At 50.1% G+C, this 20,019-nt stretch carries 16 protein-coding genes and 1 tRNA gene; 10 read left to right on the plus strand and 7 right to left on the minus strand.

The window, feature by feature from the left end; translation table 11 throughout:
- The first annotated feature begins 21 nt into the window (after positions 1 to 21).
- Both B5F80_RS07400 and B5F80_RS07405 read left to right on the plus strand, forming a co-directional pair.
- Positions 22 to 1,227, plus strand: a complete 1,206-nt coding sequence (locus tag B5F80_RS07400; RefSeq protein ID WP_087478249.1) for an IS256 family transposase — start codon at positions 22 to 24, stop codon at positions 1,225 to 1,227.
- Between the two features lie 237 nt (positions 1,228 to 1,464).
- Positions 1,465 to 1,540: transfer RNA gene (locus B5F80_RS07405), tRNA-Ala, on the plus strand.
- A 276-nt stretch (positions 1,541 to 1,816) separates the two neighbouring features.
- Here the strand turns inward: B5F80_RS07405 and B5F80_RS07410 are convergent.
- Positions 1,817 to 2,995 (minus strand): site-specific integrase, encoded by a 1,179-nt coding sequence (locus B5F80_RS07410; RefSeq protein ID WP_087478188.1) that lies wholly within the window; start codon positions 2,993 to 2,995, stop codon positions 1,817 to 1,819.
- 526 nt (positions 2,996 to 3,521) lie between these two features.
- Positions 3,522 to 4,193, minus strand: a complete 672-nt coding sequence (locus B5F80_RS07415) for a helix-turn-helix transcriptional regulator (protein ID WP_087478189.1) — start codon at positions 4,191 to 4,193, stop codon at positions 3,522 to 3,524.
- 161 nt (positions 4,194 to 4,354) lie between these two features.
- Between B5F80_RS07415 and B5F80_RS07420 the strand changes: the two genes are divergently transcribed.
- From B5F80_RS07420 to B5F80_RS07455, 6 genes are all read left to right on the plus strand, one after another.
- The gene (locus B5F80_RS07420; protein ID WP_087478190.1) at positions 4,355 to 4,567 is read left to right on the plus strand and encodes a helix-turn-helix transcriptional regulator; all 213 of its coding nucleotides are present in this window, start codon (positions 4,355 to 4,357) and stop codon (positions 4,565 to 4,567) included.
- A gap of 384 nt (positions 4,568 to 4,951) precedes the next feature.
- Positions 4,952 to 5,257 carry a hypothetical protein gene (locus tag B5F80_RS07425; RefSeq protein WP_087478191.1) on the plus strand — a complete coding sequence of 102 codons (306 nt, stop codon included), beginning with the start codon at positions 4,952 to 4,954 and terminating at the stop codon, positions 5,255 to 5,257.
- A gap of 117 nt (positions 5,258 to 5,374) precedes the next feature.
- On the plus strand, positions 5,375 to 5,632 hold the full coding sequence (locus tag B5F80_RS07430) for a hypothetical protein (protein WP_087478192.1): 258 nt from the start codon (positions 5,375 to 5,377) through the stop codon (positions 5,630 to 5,632).
- Positions 5,633 to 7,230: 1,598 nt separating this feature from the next.
- Positions 7,231 to 7,644 (plus strand): hypothetical protein, encoded by a 414-nt coding sequence (locus tag B5F80_RS07445; RefSeq protein WP_087478195.1) that lies wholly within the window; start codon positions 7,231 to 7,233, stop codon positions 7,642 to 7,644.
- Positions 7,645 to 9,495: 1,851 nt separating this feature from the next.
- On the plus strand, positions 9,496 to 9,801 hold the full coding sequence (locus B5F80_RS07450; RefSeq protein ID WP_087478196.1) for a UxaA family hydrolase: 306 nt from the start codon (positions 9,496 to 9,498) through the stop codon (positions 9,799 to 9,801).
- A gap of 5 nt (positions 9,802 to 9,806) precedes the next feature.
- Complete coding sequence (locus B5F80_RS07455; RefSeq protein WP_087478197.1) at positions 9,807 to 10,988, plus strand: UxaA family hydrolase; 1,182 nt, start codon at positions 9,807 to 9,809, stop codon at positions 10,986 to 10,988.
- A gap of 74 nt (positions 10,989 to 11,062) precedes the next feature.
- Here the strand turns inward: B5F80_RS07455 and B5F80_RS07460 are convergent, their stop codons facing one another.
- From B5F80_RS07460 to B5F80_RS07475, 4 genes are all read right to left on the minus strand, one after another.
- Positions 11,063 to 11,770 (minus strand): flavodoxin family protein, encoded by a 708-nt coding sequence (locus B5F80_RS07460; protein ID WP_087478198.1) that lies wholly within the window; start codon positions 11,768 to 11,770, stop codon positions 11,063 to 11,065.
- Positions 11,767 to 12,735 carry a 4Fe-4S double cluster binding domain-containing protein gene (locus tag B5F80_RS07465; protein ID WP_087478199.1) on the minus strand — a complete coding sequence of 323 codons (969 nt, stop codon included), beginning with the start codon at positions 12,733 to 12,735 and terminating at the stop codon, positions 11,767 to 11,769. Before B5F80_RS07465 ends, B5F80_RS07460 begins: the two co-directional genes overlap by 4 nt.
- Positions 12,736 to 12,746: 11 nt before the next feature.
- Complete coding sequence (locus B5F80_RS07470; RefSeq protein WP_087478200.1) at positions 12,747 to 13,328, minus strand: TetR/AcrR family transcriptional regulator; 582 nt, start codon at positions 13,326 to 13,328, stop codon at positions 12,747 to 12,749.
- 139 nt (positions 13,329 to 13,467) lie between these two features.
- A complete protein-coding gene (locus B5F80_RS07475) occupies positions 13,468 to 15,054 on the minus strand; it encodes a BCCT family transporter (RefSeq protein WP_087478201.1) in 1,587 nt (528 codons plus the stop codon).
- A 232-nt stretch (positions 15,055 to 15,286) separates the two neighbouring features.
- Here B5F80_RS07475 and B5F80_RS07480 point away from each other — a divergent pair, with 232 nt between their 5' ends.
- Entirely contained in the window at positions 15,287 to 16,654 is a 1,368-nt protein-coding gene (locus B5F80_RS07480) for a DUF389 domain-containing protein (protein ID WP_087478202.1), read from the plus strand.
- Positions 16,655 to 16,735: 81 nt separating this feature from the next.
- Here the strand turns inward: B5F80_RS07480 and B5F80_RS07485 are convergent, their stop codons facing one another.
- Positions 16,736 to 17,659 carry a LysR family transcriptional regulator gene (locus tag B5F80_RS07485; RefSeq protein WP_087478203.1) on the minus strand — a complete coding sequence of 308 codons (924 nt, stop codon included), beginning with the start codon at positions 17,657 to 17,659 and terminating at the stop codon, positions 16,736 to 16,738.
- Between the two features lie 733 nt (positions 17,660 to 18,392).
- Here B5F80_RS07485 and B5F80_RS07490 point away from each other — a divergent pair.
- Positions 18,393 to 19,688 (plus strand): amino acid permease, encoded by a 1,296-nt coding sequence (locus B5F80_RS07490; protein WP_233127935.1) that lies wholly within the window; start codon positions 18,393 to 18,395, stop codon positions 19,686 to 19,688.
- The last annotated feature ends 331 nt before the right edge of the window (positions 19,689 to 20,019 follow it).

Consider the following 20,019-nt stretch of genomic DNA (forward strand, 5'->3'; position numbering starts at 1 on the left):
AAACCGGTACATAAGGTCATTATGACCGAAGGAAAACGCAGCATTATTCAACAACTGTTTCAAGAATATGACATTCAATCCGCAGAAGATATTCAGGAAGCACTGAAAGACCTGCTGGGCGGTACCATCAAAGAAATGATGGAAACCGAGATGGACGAACACCTTGGCTATCAGAAATCCCAGCGGTCTGACAGCGAGGATTACCGCAATGGGTATAAGAGAAAGCGGGTCAACAGCCGGTATGGTACCGTAGATATCCAGGTACCGCAGGACCGCAACTCCACGTTCGAACCGCAGGTGGTCCGTAAACGGCAAAAAGATATCTCTTCTATCGACCAGAAAATTATCTCCATGTATGCCAAGGGAATGACGACCCGGCAAATTTCAGAAACGTTAGAGGATATCTATGGATTTGAGGCTTCCGAAGGCTTCATTTCCGATGTAACCGATAAAATCCTGCCTCAAATTGAAGACTGGCAGAAACGCCCGCTGTCGGAAGTGTATCCTGTCCTCTATATTGATGCCATTCATTATTCTGTCCGGGATAACGGAGTGATCCGGAAGCTGGCAGCCTACGTCATTCTGGGAATCAACATAGACGGACAAAAAGAAGTTCTGACGATTCAGGTCGGAGACAATGAGAGCGCAAAATATTGGCTTTCCGTGCTGAATGAATTGAAAAATCGCGGGGTAAAAGATATCCTGATTCTCTGTGCCGATGGCCTGAGCGGGATCAAAGAAGCCATCGCCGCAGCCTATCCTAACACGGAATACCAGCGCTGCATCGTACATCAGGTACGAAACACGCTGAAATATGTAGCAGACAAGGATCGTAAGCCTTTTGCCAATGATTTAAAGACTATTTATCAGGCTCCGTCTGAAGAACAGGCTTTGGAATCTCTGGAAAGGGTAACCAAAACATGGTCTGTAAAATATCCGAATTCCATGAAAAGTTGGAAGCAAAACTGGGATGCCATCTGCCCAATTTTCAAGTTTTCCATGAACGTAAGAAAAGTGATTTACACGACCAATGCCATCGAATCCCTGAATTCCACCTACCGGAAGCTGAACCGTCAGAGAAGCGTATTTCCAAGCGATACAGCGCTTTTAAAAGCCCTGTATCTGGCGACGTTTGAAGCCACCAAAAAATGGACCATGCCAATCCGAAACTGGGGACAGGTGTATGGGGAACTGAGCATAATGTACGAAGGCCGACTCCCAGAGTAACGCATAGCTGGCAAAAGCAGGCGAAAATCCTGTCTGTACTTGACATGTTCAGCATGTGTTGTTATATATAAACCATGAGCTGAAAGTTCTCAAATTCGCTTTCAGCTTACCAAGTATCATAGAAGATCTATGTTTACAGAGATTTTTTCACAGGCTCGCAAGGACTCAACATATTAGGAAAAAATCCCTTGCAAAATGCGTTTCCCTATGCTATAATACTCCTTGTCAAACACACATGGGGGTATAGCTCAGCTGGGAGAGCGCTTGAATGGCATTCAAGAGGTCAGCGGTTCGATCCCGCTTATCTCCACCAATATTTATTATCATGAATAGGAATATTCGTAATCGTTTCTATGCTGTCAACTATGCGGAGTGGCGGGCATTTCTGCGGTTATTGAATATTCCTATTTTTTTGCCTGTTTTTCGGTAGTTTGCCCCTTTTTTGCCCCCTGAATTTTGGCGTATTTTCGGCGGCGAGGGGGCTTTTTTTCTGCCGGTTTGCCCCTTTTTTGGGGGCCGCTTCCTTGCCGCGCCTTTAGGATGCGGCCTTTATGACAATTCATAGCCTGCCGCTTCCCCGGCGCGGCGGTTATAAGGCGGCAATGGCGTCTATTTTCTGCCGGGCTTCCTTGTTCATGGCGTCGGTGACGTGCGTATAGATGGAAAGCGTAGTATTCGGGTCGTTGTGGCCGACGCGCTGCATGATGGCCTTTAAGGGTATGCCCTGCTCGGCCAGCAGGCTTATATGCGTATGCCTGAATATGTGCGTCGTCAGCTTTTTACCTTCAATATGCACGGTTTGCAGGCGTTTATTGATCGTCGACAGGTCGTAAGGAAAGCCCGTCGCCGTCGTGAAGATATAGCCCCGGTCGACGTACCGGCCTTGTGACCACAGGGCGGCCCTCTTGTTTTCCATGATAAACCAGTCAAGAATGTACATGGCCCGGCGGTTTAGATAGACGTCGCGGTAGGAATAGGCGTTTTTGGGCGTTCCCCGCTGTTCGTCGCTGCCGTTCGGCACGCCGGAAATGATAGTTCCCGTCACATGTACGCATTGCCGGGCCTTGTCGTAGTCTTGTACGCGCAGGGCCAGCAGTTCGCCGCCGCGAAGGCCCGTAAGGGTGATAAACTCCATGGCCATAGCGATTCGCGGGTAATTCGGGCGCAGCTGTTCCAGACATTGGCGCATTTCGTCTTTATTCAGAAACTTATTCGCCTTTTTCTGGAGCTCGCCCGGCGTCGCGGGCCGCTTCCTTAGTTCAATCTCTTCAAAGGCGGCGATGTCGTCGGCATAGCGGGCTTTTTTGGCGTATCTCATGGCGTTGCGTATGACCGACAGAATAGACTTTGCATAGCTGAATGACCGCAATTTTTTATAGTACAAGTCGTATACGATACGTTCGGCCATGGCCGGCGTAAAGTCTACGAAGAGCAGGCCCGGCGGCAGTTCCTTTTTTATTTTCTCGACGGCATAGCCATGATGTTTCGCCGTGGTCATTTTGATGCGGCAGCGCGTCAGATCGTGCCACTCGTCGAGTACCTGCGCCATGGTCAGCTGTTCCAGCTTTTCCCGCCGCTTCTCGTCGGCGGTTTTCGTTTTTTCGGCGAATTTTTCGCGCAGCATTTGCAAGGCGGCCCGCTGGGCCTGCCGGGTGTTGCTGTTCAGGGTGACGCTTATTTTTGCGGCCCGGCGCGTTACCGGGTGCGTGAAGCGCTCGCAATACTTATACCGCGTACCCTTTGCGTTTGTTACTTCTTCAATCCACATAGTACATACCCCTTTCTAAGCTGTACATGGTCACCTCTGCAAATGCTCGTGTAAGCTCGTTTTCCGGGTATTTATTTCTGGCCCTGCCGGTGATGCGGCGGGGCTTTTTTTGTGTCTTATGGGCTGCGGTACTGTTTTGGTAGTGCAGGGGGTAACGATTCGTTACGCCGTTGCGCCTCATTCAATGGGTGTTCCGTTTTGTTATGCCCTTTGCTTTCCGTCTAGGGGGCGGTAAAATGCCGCTCCCTTGGGGTGTTGTCGTCTAGGGCTACGGTAAAACGCCGTAGGGGTACAGTAGCTGCCCTGTACATCTGCCCAAAATTGTGCCAATGTTCCCAAAATTGGGGAGGCTGGCCGCTTCCTTGCGGCTCGGCGACGGTTTGGCGTCGAGTATGCGGCGGATCGTTCCGGCTGAACGTTTCCCGTCTTAGGGGTACGTATTTCTACGTAGCCCGGCGGGCCTTATGGGGCCCTGTTTTAGGGTAGTTACGGGCTATATATAACCTGATACTATGCGGCATAGGCCCTATAAGTTGGGGTCATGGTGGCCCTCACTATTGGGCGGCTCTGGTTTGGATTTAAATATTGTATGGTGGTGTATCGATACCGTTTCTATGTCATGTGTATGCTCAATATTATGTAGCCATTCCCAAAGTTGCGGGAATTTTTCTTTTAATAGCTCTCGCGCCTCTTGGTATTGTTTATCTTTTAATAGCATAGTCATGAATTTGTTTGCTTTTTGATTTTCCCACTCTTTAAAGGCCTCTAAATATACTTGTGTATACTCTTGTGTATTTGGAATTACCTTCATGATCTCGATAAATTCATCTTTTGCAAAATGGAAGGCTTCTTCTCTGCCGTCTTCGTAGAAATACAAGATATTTACACTAGGAGCATCTTTGGTGGTGTTATCGGGCAGTACTAGAAAGCCCATTTGCTGGCATTTGCTTAGCAATATTTCATAATCGCCGATTTCTCGGCCTATTAAGTTGTCAATAGATACGTGTAAGGCGTCGGCTATTTTCATCAGAATAGCATAACTGGGCTCCCGATTTTGGTTTTCGTAGGCTATGTAAGTATTACGTGATAAGCCTAAAGAATCGGCAAAGTCGCCGATAGATACGCCGCTTGCCTCTCGGAATTTTTTTAGATTTTTATTAAATGGCGTATATTCTTTCTTCCTGTTGCGGGTATTCATGAATAACCCTCCTTTCCCTTGTAGTGTATCATCTTGTTTAGAGCTTGTAAATGCTAAATAGATTTAAAAATAATTGACTAGTACAAAAACATTTGCTATACTACATGTGAATCTTAAAATTATTCAATAGCTCTAATTAGTAATGAGGCGGAGGCATAACGATGAAAACAGCAAACATTGATATGGCGATGGTAGAACAAAAAGCAAACGAAAAATTTTGGACGCTTACGACGTTGGCTATTAAGGCAGGCCTTTCACCGGCTACGGTCTTTTCCTTGAAGTCTGGCCGACGCCGCGGCACGTGGGCTACCTTGAATAAGCTGGCGGCGGCGTTAGGCGTGGAACCGGCGGAGATCATCAAGGAGCAGGAGTGATGCGGCATGAGGGATATACTCATGATTGAGACCCAAGGGAATAACTTTGCGAAGGCTATTCGTAATAAGTGCCTTGATTGTTGCTGTGATAATGCGGCAGAGGTGCGGCGCTGTACGGTTGTACGCTGCCCGCTGTTCCCGTATCGGTTCGGGTGTAGTCCAAGAGTGGCCATGCGTCGATACACAGACAGCATAAAAATTATCCCTACCCCTTAAATAATAGGGGGTACAGCACAAAACGACGGCATTAGGTATCTTTACTAGTACCGACATATCAAAACGCCTAAAAACGGCGTATGATGCAAAAAGGCCGCTTCCTTGAAACTGCTTAGAAGATGCGGCCATGGATGCGGCGGACGTATACAAGATAAGGGAGGGTATTTCATGATGGAACAATACGACTATGGCGAGCCGTTAGAGCCGTGGGAGCTCAAAATATGGAAAGAGCAAGAGGGGATGCCTAAAAATCCGTGTCCCATATGCGGAAAATTGAATTTCAAATTACACGGCGTACTTGAAAGCAAGGAACGAGGCATAGACCATGATTATTACTCCATTCGGTGCCAGCATTGCGGGTATAGTACCGATGAGTATTTGACGCGGTTTGCCGCCGTCGACGCATGGGATGCGGGTAATGAAGAAGCCGCTTCCATAGAATTAAGCAGAAAGCGGCGCATTATTTCCCAATAATTTTAGTAAAAAGGTTTGGCAATGAAAAAAATCTCTGCAAATGCTTGTGTAAGCCCGTTTTATACGATGGGCGAAAAGTATCGTATTTGATTTTGTGAATAGTTAGGAGGCGCAACCATGAAGAATTTAGGGCATTCCATGATTCGAGACCATGCCGACAAAGAGGGCGCGTTGTGGGTACAGCCCGCCCGGCTGGTGCAGCTCTTTTCTATTGGCCGTACGACGGTTTGGAAGCTGACGAAGGAAATGCAGGCCATACCCAAGTATAGGGATTCCTTTCTTGATTTGGGGTATCAGCTGAAACTTATAAAGTTGGCCGACTTTGAGCAGTTTTTACAAGAGCGCAGCCGGAAAAAGGCGTATCTGCGCAAATAAAAAGGCCCTTACGAGTGGCGCAAACACTCATAAGGGCAATAAGGCTTTACACGCTTACCGGCGATTTTTGAAAAGCCTTATTTTTATTATAGCACGGTGAAGCGGGTTGCCAAGTGTTCGCGCCCCGCTTCCTTTCGAGGTGGTGGCATGAGAAGAACTAAAAGAGTACCGCTTAATTTTTGGGAAACAGCGAAAAGGGGTGATGAATATGACGTACACTTTAGCCGTTTGGGTGATTCTTTGCTAGACAGCCCGACATTTTGCAAGCTGGGTAATAGTACTAGACTGATATACTTTTACATGATCCGCGCTGCCGCCGGAAAGCGGGAGTTTACCTTTTCCCATTCTTTTTATGATAAACGGGGCTTTGCTAAGCGAACAGTCATAAGAGCTATAATGGAATTGGAAAATGCCGGATTTATACGAGTAAAGGAACATGGCAAGGCTACGAGGACGCCTAACCAATATCGGTTCATAAATGATTGGAAGAATGAAGAATGATTATTTGTTATTGTGTTGGCTGGTGCATTTTGGCACAGTGTCTTGGTGCATTTTGGCACAGTGCTAAAAGCATGGAAATATTCGCGTTTTCCTGCACTGGTGCATTTTGGCACAGTGCAAAAAATAAGAAATGGCTTAATAGAGCCATTTTCTGGAATAGGCGATATTTTCCGCACTGGTGCATTTTGGCACACTATCTATATATAGCCATAGTAGGGCACTTTTTAAGGTGCCGAAAATGAGGGACAGGGGAGAGTAACATAGGGCAGCCGTCGCCGTCGTAGCCGGGCGGATCCTTTGCGAGGCAGGGCAGGGATTTTCCTGTCTTGCCGCCTGCGTCGGATTGCGTGCCAGACAGGCACATAAATTGGCACGCAATGTGGCACACAAGGCAGGAAGAACGGTTTTGCGTATCACACAGATACGCAATATGAGCCGCAACCTGATACACAAACCGATACGCAGAAGGAGGAAACATGCGTACATTTACGGGGTAAATGCATACATGATGTGCGCATTTATGGGGGTAAATGTATACATAAACCCCTGTTATTGCTACATAAACCCCATTTATTGACGCAGGAATGCGGGTTCCTGTTGCAAGAATTATCTTTTTTGTTACAAAAATACGGAGGTATTGACATATGAATAGACGAGACAAGGCCGTTCATGATATTTTATATAGCGCGCTGGAAGAGGCGGCCGCCATGAAGGAAAAAGGCGCAACCCAAATAGCCCTATTTGCTATGCATGCAGCCCTTAGGGCCTATGATGCGGGGTACAATAACGCCTGTCAGGTATTGCGGGGGCGTCGGCGCAAAAAGAGACGGCCCGGCGCATAAGGGCTATGGTAGGCGCAGTTGAAAATATCAGAGCGCAAAATTGCGCCAAGGATGCGGCAGGCCGTAAGCTTATGTATAGCCGGGGGCACGGTCTACGGGTGTAGCGGTTGTGCAAAAAACATACGCATACAAAGAGGGACGGTATTTCGCCGACTCCTTCATGCGGCATTTTCACGCTAAAAAAAAGAGGTGGTATAGCTGGCACAGGCAGAATATATTGAGAAGGTGCGTAAATACCTAAAGCAATACAATGCCATGACGGCGTACGTCGCCAATGTACAGGGAGACATAGAAGACTGCCGGGCGCAGCTGTCATTGCTGGCGTCGCCGCGGGTGGCTTCCTTATCGCCTGCCGGTGTTCCCGGCGGCTGCGGCGAAGGTATCAGCCAAGAAGAACGGGAATACCTGAAAAAGGAAGAGCTTGACGCGAAAATACAGCGCCTTATGCAGAACATAGCGGACATAGAACCCGCCCTAAATCGTTTGAGCCGGTCTATAGAAGCCCTGAATGATACTGACAGGGAAATAGTGACCCGGCGCATGATTCATAACGAATCGTGGCGAATCATCGCCAGCGACAACGCCGTAAGTGAAGGCTATTGCCGCCGTCGGCTGCCGAAGATCATAGAAACGCTGGCCGTAATGATGTTTGGGCCTAAGGCTATGTAACGTGTTGGCGGTCGAAAATTCGGCTACGAAAACGGCAGCAGGGCCCCGCCCGGCATGGAGAAGGCGAACGAATAGAAATATTCACGGCAACGTATTGACGCCTTGCATTGGTGCTGATATACTAAAGGTGAACCGTAAAGGCATTGAAACACAACGAACCCCACAAGGTATAGGCCACCTTGTGGGGTTCTGGCGTTCTTATGCCCTGACCCGTCAAAACGACGGGCGAGCCCTTGCAGAGATGACCATGTATAAGCGGTTTGCCCCTTTTCTGCCCCTTTTGCAGAAAATAAGGCGAAATATGGCGCGGTTATGCGATTTGTTTGTTATCTCCACCAGAAAAAAGAGGTTTCACTGTTTTTGAAAACGGTGAAACCTCTTTTGCGATATGGGAAAAAATAGGATGGTTTTATGTGCGGCATTTTGTGAAGTTCGATGTATGGAGCAATCAATATGAAACAGAAGATTCACGGCAACGTATTGACTCCCTGCATTGGTGCTGATATACTACAAATAGGTAACGATATGAGTAAAATGTGCTGTAAAAAACACCCTGGGAAGCGGCAACTTCCCAGGGTGTCTTGCTATGTGCTGGTTACTCTGTTAACGGTATCTATCCAGCCACTTACAAATGCAGGCGGCAACTACATTTGCTCCGACAGATACAAAAAACGATATGAGTAAATCGTACATGCTGCTTATCCCCTTTCCGTTACCGGTATAGGGAGAGTAACGCCAATATTATATCATGACCGGAGCATAAAACATATCCGTCAAGATGACGGGCGAGCCCTTGCAGCGAAAGAGGGGTGCTCCTTTTCTGTCCTTTTGTTGCAGGAAATAAGGCGAATATGGCGCGGTTATGTGATTTTATCGCAAGCGACAACGCCGTGAGTGAAGGCTTTGCTGCCGTCGGCTGCCGAAGATCCTTGACACGCTGGCCGTAATGATGTTTGGGCCTAAGGCCATGTAACGTGTTGGCGGTCGGAAATTCGGATACCAAAGCAACAGCAGGGCACCGCCTGGTATTGCGAATGCGAACGAATAGAAATATTCGCGGCGATGTATTGACGCCCGGCATTGGTGCTGATATACTAAAGGTGAACCGTAAAGGCATGGAAACACAACGAACCCCACAAGGTCTAGGCCACCTTGTGGGGTTCTGGCGTTCTTTACGGTGAACGCTGCACCTAGGCTAGTTGCTTATCTCACGCAGAAGCACGTCTAACCATTTGCATAGGTAGTAGGCCACTACACTAGCCACGACGGCTTCCAAAAATCGTAAAGGCATTGAAACACTCCCCCTTTCCGTTGCCGGTATGGGGTAAGCAACGCCACTATTATACCATGACCGGCGCATAAAACATACCTGTCAAGATGACGGGCGAGCCCTTGCAGCGAAAGAGGGCTGCTCCCTTTCTGCCTCTTTTTTTACAGGAACGACGCTGATATGGCGGCTATGCGGCGCGGTATCATATATTTCTGATGCATAGGATTCACTGGAATGACGACGGTGAGTCCTATTTTTTTTGCGGTATGTTTTGTATAGATTTATTTGCGGCAGGATGTATACACGATGTCGGGCATAAAATGCTGTAGGATAGTTGTACGGCATATATAAATAGTAATTCAGAAAAGTAATTTAAAATATGATGAGTTCATAATGTTCACAATAAATTATTTAAGTGATATACTGGGTTTAAGAATAATTCAATCGTCGCTGCGGCAGGTTGGAAAGGGCTATTGCTGCAGCCAGGGCAGCTTACAGGGACTGCGGCTGGAGATAGGAGCGTGATGCGGAATTTTGCGTACGTAAGGTTTGTTCTGATAGACGAGACAGGAGGGACGCTTATGGATTTGAAATTGGCTTTAAAGATTGACGATTTGGATAACGTGGCGACTATTTTTGCCGAAGGTATTCAGAAGGGGATGGACGTCGAAGTGCGCGATAAAAAAGGGAACGCCGAAATTATACGGGTCAACGACGATATTCCCTATGGTCATAAGATTGCCTTGAAGGAGCTGCATCGGGGCGATTTCATCATGAAGTACGGCGAATGCATCGGGACGGCCAGCTGCGACATTGCAAAGGGCGATTACGTGCACGTCCACAACTTAGAAGCGCGCCGCGGCAGAGGAGATATTGCAGGGAGGTAATGAGTATGAGCAAGTATACATTTCAGGGCTATCGCCGCGCCGACGGCAAAGTAGGGGCGCGCAATCTGGTTGCCGTCATTCCCAGCGTCATCTGCGCCAACGACGTAGGACAGGCGATTTGCCGGCAGGTTCAGGGGACGATCGGGTATTTTCATCATCAGGGCTGCTGTCAGCTGCCCATCGACTTAAAGCGCGTAACTGACGTGTTGTCCAACTTGGGGCAAAGCCCGAACGTCGGCGCGGCCTTAATCGTCAGCCTCGGCTGCGAAGGGACGGATCACGAGCGGATGGTAGAAGAAATCCGGGCCTGCGGAAAGCCCGTCGACATCATCCGGATTCAGGAACTGGGCGGCACGTCGCGGGCCATTCAGGCCGGTATCGACGCGGCCCAGCGGATGGTCATGGAGATTTCCAGCTGCCAGCGGGAAGAAGTCGATGCCTCGGAAATCATGATGTCCATCAAGTGCGGCGCTTCCGACGCGACGTCGGGCCTGGCTTCCAACGCCGTCATCGGCTACGTGGCTGATAAGCTGGTCGACCTCGGCGGGACGGTCATCTTCGGCGAAACGACGGAATTCATCGGCGGCGAACATATCCTGGCAAACCGCGCCGTCGGCGGGCCCGACGGTCCCGTAGGGCAAAAGATTTTCGACATCGTAAACCGCATGGAAGAACGGGCTAAATCGGTAGGCGAAGACATGCGGGGCGGCCAGCCGACGCCGGGAAATATTGCCGGCGGCCTGTCCAGCATAGAAGAAAAGAGCCTGGGGGCTATCGTAAAATCGGGGCACCGTCCCATTCAGGGCGTGCTGGAGTACTGCGACCGCGCCGATGGCCTGAAGGGCCTGTGGATTAAAGACGCGCCGGGCCGGGAGCCGGAAATTCTGACCGGCATGGCCTGTACGGGCGCGCAGGTCATGATGTTTTCTACGGGCCGGGGCGCGCCGCAGGGCTTCCCGTCCATGCCGGTCATCAAGATCTGCGGCAATCCCAATACGTACGAACGGATGCAGCACGATATGGATTTGAATGCCGGACGCATCCTGCTGGGGCAGAGCCACATTGAAGAAATCGGTGAAGAAGCCTTTAAGCTGCTGCTGGAGGTGCTGTCGGGCCGGATGACGAAAAATGAAGCCTTAGGGTACTTTGGTTCTATGGATATTTTCTGCGTAGGGCCGGTTATTTAGTATAGATATATCGTACTGCATGGAAAGAAAAATCCCTGACCTGTCTGCTGAATGCGGATGGGTCAGGGATTTTTTTACTGCGCCTTGCTGTCCGGCGCGAGGCTGTTGATCATAGCGATGTATTTTTCGTTCGAGACGAAAGGGGCTTCAAGCTGCCGAACTGTTTCAGCCGAAAGCTGCCCCGTTTGGCCGTATTCTATGCCGGCTTCGTGAAGGCGGGCGAATAATGCCTTTTTCAGCGGCTCAATTTCCGGAGCTGATGCGTCCAGCAGGGCCGTTTCACAGATGCAGGCCATGGCCGGATGCTTTAAGTATATCTGCATCAGCGTTTTTACGGCGGCAAAATTCTCGGGATAATAAGGGTATCCTCCGCCGACGATGACGACGTGCTTCTTCGCCGTCAGGTCGAAGGTGCGTTCGTGTTCTACGTACGTCTCGCCTTGGGTCATATTGATTTTCAAAAAGGCGATGGTTCGGTCCCATATGGCCTTTAAGGAGGCGGGGAGGCCGTGGCAGTGGAGGGGGAAGCTCCAGACGATGACGTCGCTTTCCTTCATGGCGGCCAAGATATCGTTCATGTCGTCATCCTGGATGATGCACTGGCCATCTTGGCGAAACCAGCACGACAGGTCGCCCTGGCAGTATTTGACGTGCTTGTCGTACGATGAAATGTATTGGATATGTCCCGGTTCTGTCTGGCACAGGCCGTTGAGAAAGGCTTTCGTCATATCCAAGGTCGTGCTGTGCGCCTTAGGGCTTCCGTTTAATACGAGGATGTTCATTGCTGCATTACTCCTTTCTTTAAATAACCTAATACACGCGATGCCGATGTTCTGAGGGTCTGTACCTGGTCTGGGGAAACGTGAAGATCGGTTTTGGGAATTACATATCGGCGCAGGACTGTATCCGATGCAGCGACGATGTTTTCCGGCTGCAGCAGCGGTTCGAGTTCCTGCAAGCCGGGAAACTCTTTGCCCTGGCTCCAGTCGTGGCGGTTATAAGGGCAGGCGTCCTGACAGGCGTCGCAGCCGCATAGCCAGGTCGTAAACTGGTCTGCCGTCAGGTGCGGCGGAACGGCGCCTTGCCCAAAGGTCGTCCAAAAGGACGTGCAGGACAGGGGATTCATCGTATACGGCGCGGACAAGGCCTTTGTCCGGCAAGCCTTTTGGCAGAGCGTACAGCTGTCGGCGCAGGGGCGCAGCCGGCATTCATGCGTGTACTCGCAGAGCTGATCGATGAGATAGCCTTCCAGCTCGTAATAGGAGCCCTTTTCCCCGTAGAAGAAATTGTTTTTTCTGAAAATTCCCAGGCCTGCGGCGACGGCTGCGTAGCGTAGCGGTATGATGCGGGCCGGAGCGTTCGTTTCTCCGCCTTCGAAGCGAAGGCCCTGCTCGGCCAGCCAAGCTTCAAAGCGCAGCTTCTGCCGGTGGGCTTCGCAGTCCGGCACCGTATCGGGAGACAGGAGGAAGGCCTTGCCGTACAGTCCCTGCAGCGAGAGGGGATAGCGGTACGCTCCTAACCACGTGATGCAGACGACGACCGATTTTGCCCACGGATATAGCTTCCTGACTGCCGCCAGATGTTCTATATCCTGGTAAACGGGCCGGCTTTGGGGAACGGCTTCTTCCCGTTCCTGCAGGCGCTTCTTATAGCCGTCCAGGGCCGATATGGGAATGATTCCGCAGTTATCAAATCCGCAGGACAGGGCTGTTTCGTAGATGGCTTGGGCAAGAGCAGAACGACTCATAGTATCACCTCTTATATAGAATGAATTTTGCGGTATTCCCAGTACGTGCCGATGAGCTGGGTTTCTAAATTCTTTATGTATACCGGGTCTTTACTGATGCGGTATCGCAGCAGTTCGCCTTCATAGATGGAAAACAGGCGGTCGGCCAGCGTGGATGAATGGGACGAGGGGACTCCCGACTGCTCCAGCACGCGGCGAAACAATGCGGCGACAGTTTCTAAGGCGGCGGCGTAGTATGGCGAGATGTCGGGCTCGGCAAAGGCGATTTCCATGCCTACGACGGCGAAGGGACAGCCGTAATGCCTTCCGTCGGCGGCGTCCTCCAGCATGCGGGAGGAAAACTGGCGGACGAATTCCTCCCACTGCGTATCCTGGGACAGCTCCTGAAGCCACTCGAAAATGACTTGCTGGTAATAGGAAATCACTGCGGCGGCAAGCTCTTTTTTCGTCTTGAAATAGAAATAAAAAGAACCCTTTGTCATCTCTGACTCTTGAAGAATTTTATTGATTCCCGTCGCATTGTAGCCGTCGTGCCAAAAGAGGCGGGCCGCGCATTCGATTAAATGATGTTTAGACTGGTCGCCTTTTTTCATTTCATCACCGTCCTTCGCAATGTATTTGATACTAAAATAGACCGATTGGTTTATTTTGTCAATGCTGACATACAAAGAGGCTGCATAATCTTTTTTTTGGATTATGCAGCCCCTTGCGTTTAGCAGCTATATATTGTTTTTACGAATTCTCTTCATAGGAACGGAAGGGCGCGTTTTTCGGCGGATATGTTTCCGGCTTGATATACAGCCCCATTTCCCGCTGCTCGTGGGACAATTCGATATATAAGGCGATCATCATCAAAATGACGATAAAGGAAAAGGGGAAGGCCGCGATGATCATGACGTTTTGCAGTGCCGCCAGCCCGCCGATGGTCAGGAGCAGCCCGGCGATGAGGGACACCAAGAGGCCCCAGACGATTTTTACGCTGTCGTGCGGCATGAGGTTGCCTTTTTCCGACAGCATGGACAACACAAAGGTGGCGGAATCAGCCGACGTGATGAAAAAGATAAACAGCAGCAATACGGTTATAACCGAGAGGGCTGTACTGGCCGGGTAGGTCTGGAGTATGCCGAATAATACCTGCTCTGACGGCATCTGGGCGATCAGCGGATAAGCCGCATAGGTTTCGCTGGCAAGGATTCCGAATACGGAAAACCAGAGAAAGCTGAATAGCGTCGGGATAAGCAGCACGCAGGTCAGGAATTCGCGGATTGTCCGGCCTTTCGAAATGCGGGCGATGAACATGCCGACAAAGGGCGACCACGAAAGCCACCAGGCCCAGTAGAAAATAGTCCACTGTTCAATCCATTCTTGCCGAACGGCGTTGAAGGCGCCGGTGCGGAAGCTCATGCGGACAAAATTTTGCAGATACGAGCCTAACGTGTCTACTAAGGTGTTTAAAATCTGTACTGTCGGTCCTAAGAACAAGGCTGCGGCGACTAAAAAGACGGCCAGGGCGATATTGATGTTTGACAACATGCGTACGCCCTTGTCTACGCCGGAGACGGCAGAAAGGAGAAACAGTATCGTGGCGGCCGCGATGATACCAAGCTGCAGCTGCAGCGTGTTGGGAACCTGGACGAGATACTCTAGGCCGCTGCCGATTTGTGCTGCTCCAAAGCCTAATGTCGTGGCGACGCCTAAGGCTGTAGTGATAATACAGACGTAATCTACTAATTTGCCGGGAAATCGTTCCATCGTCCGGCCAAATAGCGGCTTTAAGGTCATCGACAGGAGACTGGGTTCTTTTTTGCGGAATTTAAAATAGGCCAGCGCTAACGCGACGATGGCATAAATCGCCCAGGCGTGAATGCCCCAGTGGAAGAAGGTGTAGCGCAGGGCATCGGCTAGCGCTTCCTGGCTTCCCGGCTCGGCCTGAGGCGTGGCAACGGCGAAATGAGACAAGGGCTCCGCCGCGCCGAAAAAGACGAGTCCAATGCCCATGCCGGCAGAAAAGAGCATGGCCAGCCAGGACAGCCGCGAATATTCCGGTTTAGAGCCGGGGTTTCCTAAGCGGATGCGGCCCATAGGCGTAAGTATAAAAAATAGACAGAGCACTACGATGGCCGATACTAACAGCAAATAGTACCAGCCGAAATGACTGATGATCGAGTAGCTCAGGTGATTGGTCAGAGTTTGCAGCGGCCCGGGCAGGGCGGCAGATGCCAGCGCCATCAGAACGACTGTACCGGCAGCCGATAAAAATACGCCTGTCGGGGTATAGCGGCGGCGTATGCTGGAATATGCTTGTTTTAGTTGTTTCATATAAAACCTCCTTTTGTGGATAAAAAAAGTATTATATATAAAGTATACTACAAAAGTAATAATAAAACAAAGGCAAGACGTTCATTTATGTATTACGTATATGCAAATGCAGGGTAATCCGCATTGAAAACGAGCATATGTCTACCCTAATTTTGATATTTTTTGTATAATAGTTAGTAATAAAACCGTGCTGGTTTCATATGAAATGCGTATAGACGAAGGGATGATGGACATGGGCGAATGGCGGGATGTGTTTGATATTAAACGGGACAGCGCGCCGGTGGAAGAGATTGCGGCGCGGATCGACGCCGATTCTACAGTGAAGGGTGCGAATCTGGTTATTTTAATCATGGCGATTTTTATCGCCTCTGTAGGCCTCAACATGAACAGCGTGGCCGTGATTATCGGGGCCATGCTCATTTCGCCGCTCATGGGCGGCATCGTGGCGACGGGATACGGCATGGCGACGTACGACATGCATTTTATTAAAAAGTCGTTGGTAAAATTGAGCTTTCAGGTTGTCTTCGCCTTGCTCACCGCGGCCGTGTACTTTTCGCTGACGCCCATTACGACGCCGTCGCCGGAAATGCTGGCTCGCACGGCGCCGACGGCCTGGGACGTCATCATTGCCCTGTGCGGCGGGATTGCCGGGGCTATCGGCAATACGCGGCAGGAGAAGAGCAACGTCATTCCCGGCGTGGCGATTGCGACGGCGCTCATGCCGCCGTTGTGTACGGCGGGCTACGGTATTGCCGCCCATTCCTTTCATTTCTTCGGCGGCGCGTTGTACCTCTTTTTTATCAACTGCTTTTTTATTACCTTTTCCAGCTTCCTCATTTTTAAAATCCTGCGGGTGCCCGTGTGCGGCGGCGTGTCGGAGGCGCATTTTCGCTATCAGCGATGGTTTCTCATCGTCTGCGGTTTGGTCGTGACGGTTCCCAGCCTGTACATGGCCTATGTCACGGCGAATGAAAATATCCGTGATTCGCAGGTCAAATCGTTTATTTCACAGGACATGGATCTCGAGGCGTCGAGCGTCGTCGCTTATGAGCTGGATCACGGCGTGCTGACCGTCGACGTCATCGGCGCTCCTTTAGATGATCAGGAGATAGAGCGGCTGCAAGCGTCTCTGCATCAGTATGGACAGCTGCGGCAGACGACTCTGAAGGTTGTGCAGGGGCCGGCGTCGCAGCTCAATCAGGAACAGGTGCAGGAAATCATCAACGCCCGCCTGGCCAACGAGCTGAAAAACGACAGCGGCAAATCCTATAAGGAGTTGGCGAATCAGTATTACGGCTCGTACAAGCGCGACGCGGCGGATCAAAATCTCCTGCGCAGCCTGAACCGGCAGGCCCCGGTTTTATTCCCTGCAGTACGGCAGATCAGCGGCGGCACGCTGAGCACCTTAAACGGAGAAGAAGAAACGGAAGGCCGTCAATGGCTGGCCTATATCGTCGTCAGCCGACAGCTCACGGCCGACGAAGCCGGGCGGCTGCAGCAGTGGATACAGACGCAGGCCGACATGCCGGTCGTCGTCACGATTCAATTACAGGATACGCCGAGCCAATTTTACGGCAACGGCATAGACTGGAATCCATAATAGGTATGACGAAAAAGCCCCGCCGTATCGAGATGGTACGGCAGGGCTTTTCTGTATATGGGAGCGGAGTCGGACAGGCTGTTAGTCCTGGTCCGGCTGAGACGCCTGCAGGCAGTGTTCGAGCCATTCGAGGTAATGGCGGCATTCCGGTGCAATGGAAATGCCTTTTAAATGAATCCAGCCGACAGTCAGGGTATTGGCCGTGTGAAGCGGAATGGAGCAAATCCCGTCGCAGCAGATTCCCTGGGGCAGACGGCAGGACCCTAAGGCGTAGGCGTCAGTGTTTTTTATGATCGTAAACATCGTGTTTCTGTCGGTTACCTGAATTTCCTTTTCAGACCGTATATCGGGGAGCAGCTCTTCCGACAGGTAATTGTTCGTATTTTCCCTCTTCATCTTTACGTGGGGATACGAGACGAGGTCCTTCAGGGATACCGATGCGGACTGTGCCAGAGGATGGGTGGAACGGACGTACAGGCAGGGGGAGACCGTTTTCAGGCTGGTGAAGTCTAAATTGCGCTTCGTAAACACGGCGTGATTATAGGCCGTCGTGCGCGGCGACATGAGCAGGACGCCTATCTGGCTTTGCTGCTCCGCGACCTGGCGGATGACTTCTCCCGTGCGGCCTTCGCAGATCGACAGAGAGTAGGCGTCGCCGCTTAGCGTCTGGAGATAGCTGGTAAAGGAGTCGGCGGCGAAGATATCGTAGTGGGCGGCAATGGTCAGATGGGGCTTATCCTGCCTGCCGGCGCTGCGGTCGAAGTAGGTCTGCAGGCGGCTGGTCTGCTCGATAATTGAGCGGGCGAAGCGCAGGAAATCGAGGCCCTGGGCGGTGAAGGATACGCCGCGGTGATTGCGGTTCAGGATAGTAATATGGAACTCTTCCTCCAATTCCTTGACGGCCATGCTCAGGCTGGGCTGGGAAATAGACAGGGATTGGGCAGCTGACGAGATGGAATTGTGTTTAGATAACTCGATTACATATTTGAGTTGCTGTAATGTCATACTATACCTCCTTGCTTTATATAGAGAAACTATGGAATTGGCAGTGACGAAGATATGGGCCGGCAAAAAACAGGTTTTTTTGGCTGTTAAAAGACAGAAAGGCGATGTTGCTGCCAACGCTCTAAAAAAATTTTTGCTGAAATTTGGGAGAAAAATCAGAAATATATAAATTTTTATTTATTTTTTAAATGTTTTCTTGATTTGAAAATAATTACCGATTAAATTCCATAAAACCGGCAATAGAATAATGAAATAGCATACTATAAATGCAAATCATGCATATAAAGACCGAGCTTAATGTTTTATGGAAAATATCTTTTATTTCCGATAAATTTGTCGACTTGATATAAGATAAAACTATGACCTAGAAATGCATTCTATATATTTTACAGCCTATGCAATCCATGTTATACTTTAGATAACAAATAAAACGTTTGAGTAGAAGGTTATACCACTATTATAGCTTTAAATTTTACGGCAGGCAATATACGGGCTGTAATGGCTTATAGGAATTTCGTATATAAAGCGCAGCCGGAAATTTAAATATACAAATATGCGGTACTTGCTTGAAGAAATGCTTGCAACACGCATAACAACGTACTGTAAGGAGTTACGATGGGGGAAGCAGCTAATCGTGTGGGGACGATGGCTAGTCTGTTTCAGTTAGCTCGAAAGAATGCGAGCGGCTATCATTTTACTGCGGTTTCTGTATTCATTTAGGAGGTTATGCACAATGAACTCATCGGCAGCGCTTGCGCGGCAGGCAGGGATGACGGACGTAGAATGGAAAGCGGCCGTTAAGTTTGACAGCACGGACTGGGGCTGGGTTATTATGAGTATCGGCATGGCAATCGGCGCCGGTATCGTATTCCTTCCCGTACAGGTCGGTCTTGTTGGTATCTGGGTGTATCTGTTTTCGGCGATTATCGCATATCCGGCTATTTATCTCTTGCAGCGCTTATTTATCAACACGTTGGCCGATTCGCCGCGGTGCGAAGATTATCCCAGCGTCATCAGCGGATATTTGGGGAAAAACTGGGGTTTCCTTCTCGGTATTCTCTATTTCCTCAGCATTTTGATCTGCGTGTTCATGTATTCGACGGCCCTGACGAATGACAGCGCGTCGTTCCTGTATTCCTTCGGCGTGACCGATACGCTGCTGTCGGACAGCCCCTTCTACGGCTTGGCTATCATCTGCGTCATGGTTGCACTGGCGTCGCGGGGCGAACAGCTGCTGTTCCGCATGTCTACGCTCATGGTTTTGACCAAGCTCCTCGTCGTCATTTGCCTCGGCGGCATCATGGTTCAGCATTGGAATATCGCCAACATCGGCGTATTCCCCGACTTAGGATTCCTGATTAAGAATACCATCGCCATGCTGCCGGTTACGCTGACGTCGATTTTGTTCCTGCCCAGCATCAGCCCGATGGTTATTTCCTACCGCTCTCATCACAAGTCTATCTACGTAGCGCGGTATAAAGCGATGCGGGCTATGAAGATTGCCTTCAGCGTCCTGTTCATTACGATTTTCTCTTACGCCATGTCCTTCAACCTGGCCATGGGCCATGAACAGGCTGTAGAAGCCTACTCTCAGAATATTTCCGCTCTGGCTATCGTAGCTAGAGGGTTTGACGGCAGCGCCGTTAAGATTTTCAGCCTGATTTTGAACATCTTCTCCGTCATGACGGCCTTCTTCAGCGTATTCCTTGGCTTCCGCGAAGCCTGCGGCGGCATTGCCCTGAACATCCTGCGCCGCGTGATGCCGGAAGAACGGATTAACAAGTCGATGGTAAAAACGGGTATCCTCGTCTTTGCCGTAGCCGTTGCCTGGGGCGCTATCGTCCTCAACGCGCCGGTTCTCAAGCTGTTAACCCTTCTCGGACCTATCTTCGGCTTGATCGGCTGTCTGATCCCGGCTTACCTGGTGTACAAGGTCAATTCCCTGCACAAATATAAGGGCATTACGCTGGCCCTTATCATCTTCGCCGGCGTGCTCTTAGTCGTATCGCCTTTCCTGGCCTTCTTCTAATCGGATTACCTAAGCCATACATAGCTTTCAGCGCATCTCTCTTTGCATTCCCTCCAACGAAGAGAGATGCGTTTTTTTGCACTATAATGTATTATCTTAATTACGTAAAACGATTGTTTTAAAATTTAAAGAGATAAATCCTTGACATATTAGTTTTTTTGATATATCATACAAAACAACAAACGAACATAGCCCATGAAAACCAGTGAGGCGGAAGTAAAAACGATGTCGTGCACGTACAGAGAGCCGGGGTGCTGAGAAGCCGGCCGAACGCAGCTCGTTAAATGGACCGCTGAGGGCGCAGTCAAAGGCTTTAGCCGAGTATTCTGCG

The sequence above is a fragment of the Megasphaera sp. An286 genome (assembly GCF_002163455.1).
In the GTDB taxonomy this organism is placed as follows: domain Bacteria; phylum Bacillota; class Negativicutes; order Veillonellales; family Megasphaeraceae; genus Megasphaera; species Megasphaera stantonii.

Excerpts from the sequence above, each read along its gene's own strand:
- B5F80_RS07400 (WP_087478249.1), top strand. The coding sequence starts at position 22 with ATGACCGAAGGAAAACGCAGCATTATTCAACAACTGTTTCAAGAATAT.
- B5F80_RS07410 (WP_087478188.1), bottom strand. The coding sequence starts at position 2,995 with ATGTGGATTGAAGAAGTAACAAACGCAAAGGGTACGCGGTATAAGTAT.
- B5F80_RS07415 (WP_087478189.1), bottom strand. The coding sequence starts at position 4,193 with ATGAATACCCGCAACAGGAAGAAAGAATATACGCCATTTAATAAAAAT.
- B5F80_RS07420 (WP_087478190.1), top strand. The coding sequence starts at position 4,355 with ATGAAAACAGCAAACATTGATATGGCGATGGTAGAACAAAAAGCAAAC.
- B5F80_RS07425 (WP_087478191.1), top strand. The coding sequence starts at position 4,952 with ATGATGGAACAATACGACTATGGCGAGCCGTTAGAGCCGTGGGAGCTC.
- B5F80_RS07430 (WP_087478192.1), top strand. The coding sequence starts at position 5,375 with ATGAAGAATTTAGGGCATTCCATGATTCGAGACCATGCCGACAAAGAG.
- B5F80_RS07445 (WP_087478195.1), top strand. The coding sequence starts at position 7,231 with ATGACGGCGTACGTCGCCAATGTACAGGGAGACATAGAAGACTGCCGG.
- B5F80_RS07450 (WP_087478196.1), top strand. The coding sequence starts at position 9,496 with ATGGATTTGAAATTGGCTTTAAAGATTGACGATTTGGATAACGTGGCG.
- B5F80_RS07455 (WP_087478197.1), top strand. The coding sequence starts at position 9,807 with ATGAGCAAGTATACATTTCAGGGCTATCGCCGCGCCGACGGCAAAGTA.
- B5F80_RS07460 (WP_087478198.1), bottom strand. The coding sequence starts at position 11,770 with ATGAACATCCTCGTATTAAACGGAAGCCCTAAGGCGCACAGCACGACC.
- B5F80_RS07465 (WP_087478199.1), bottom strand. The coding sequence starts at position 12,735 with ATGAGTCGTTCTGCTCTTGCCCAAGCCATCTACGAAACAGCCCTGTCC.
- B5F80_RS07470 (WP_087478200.1), bottom strand. The coding sequence starts at position 13,328 with ATGAAAAAAGGCGACCAGTCTAAACATCATTTAATCGAATGCGCGGCC.
- B5F80_RS07475 (WP_087478201.1), bottom strand. The coding sequence starts at position 15,054 with ATGAAACAACTAAAACAAGCATATTCCAGCATACGCCGCCGCTATACC.
- B5F80_RS07480 (WP_087478202.1), top strand. The coding sequence starts at position 15,287 with ATGGGCGAATGGCGGGATGTGTTTGATATTAAACGGGACAGCGCGCCG.
- B5F80_RS07485 (WP_087478203.1), bottom strand. The coding sequence starts at position 17,659 with ATGACATTACAGCAACTCAAATATGTAATCGAGTTATCTAAACACAAT.
- B5F80_RS07490 (WP_233127935.1), top strand. The coding sequence starts at position 18,393 with ATGAACTCATCGGCAGCGCTTGCGCGGCAGGCAGGGATGACGGACGTA.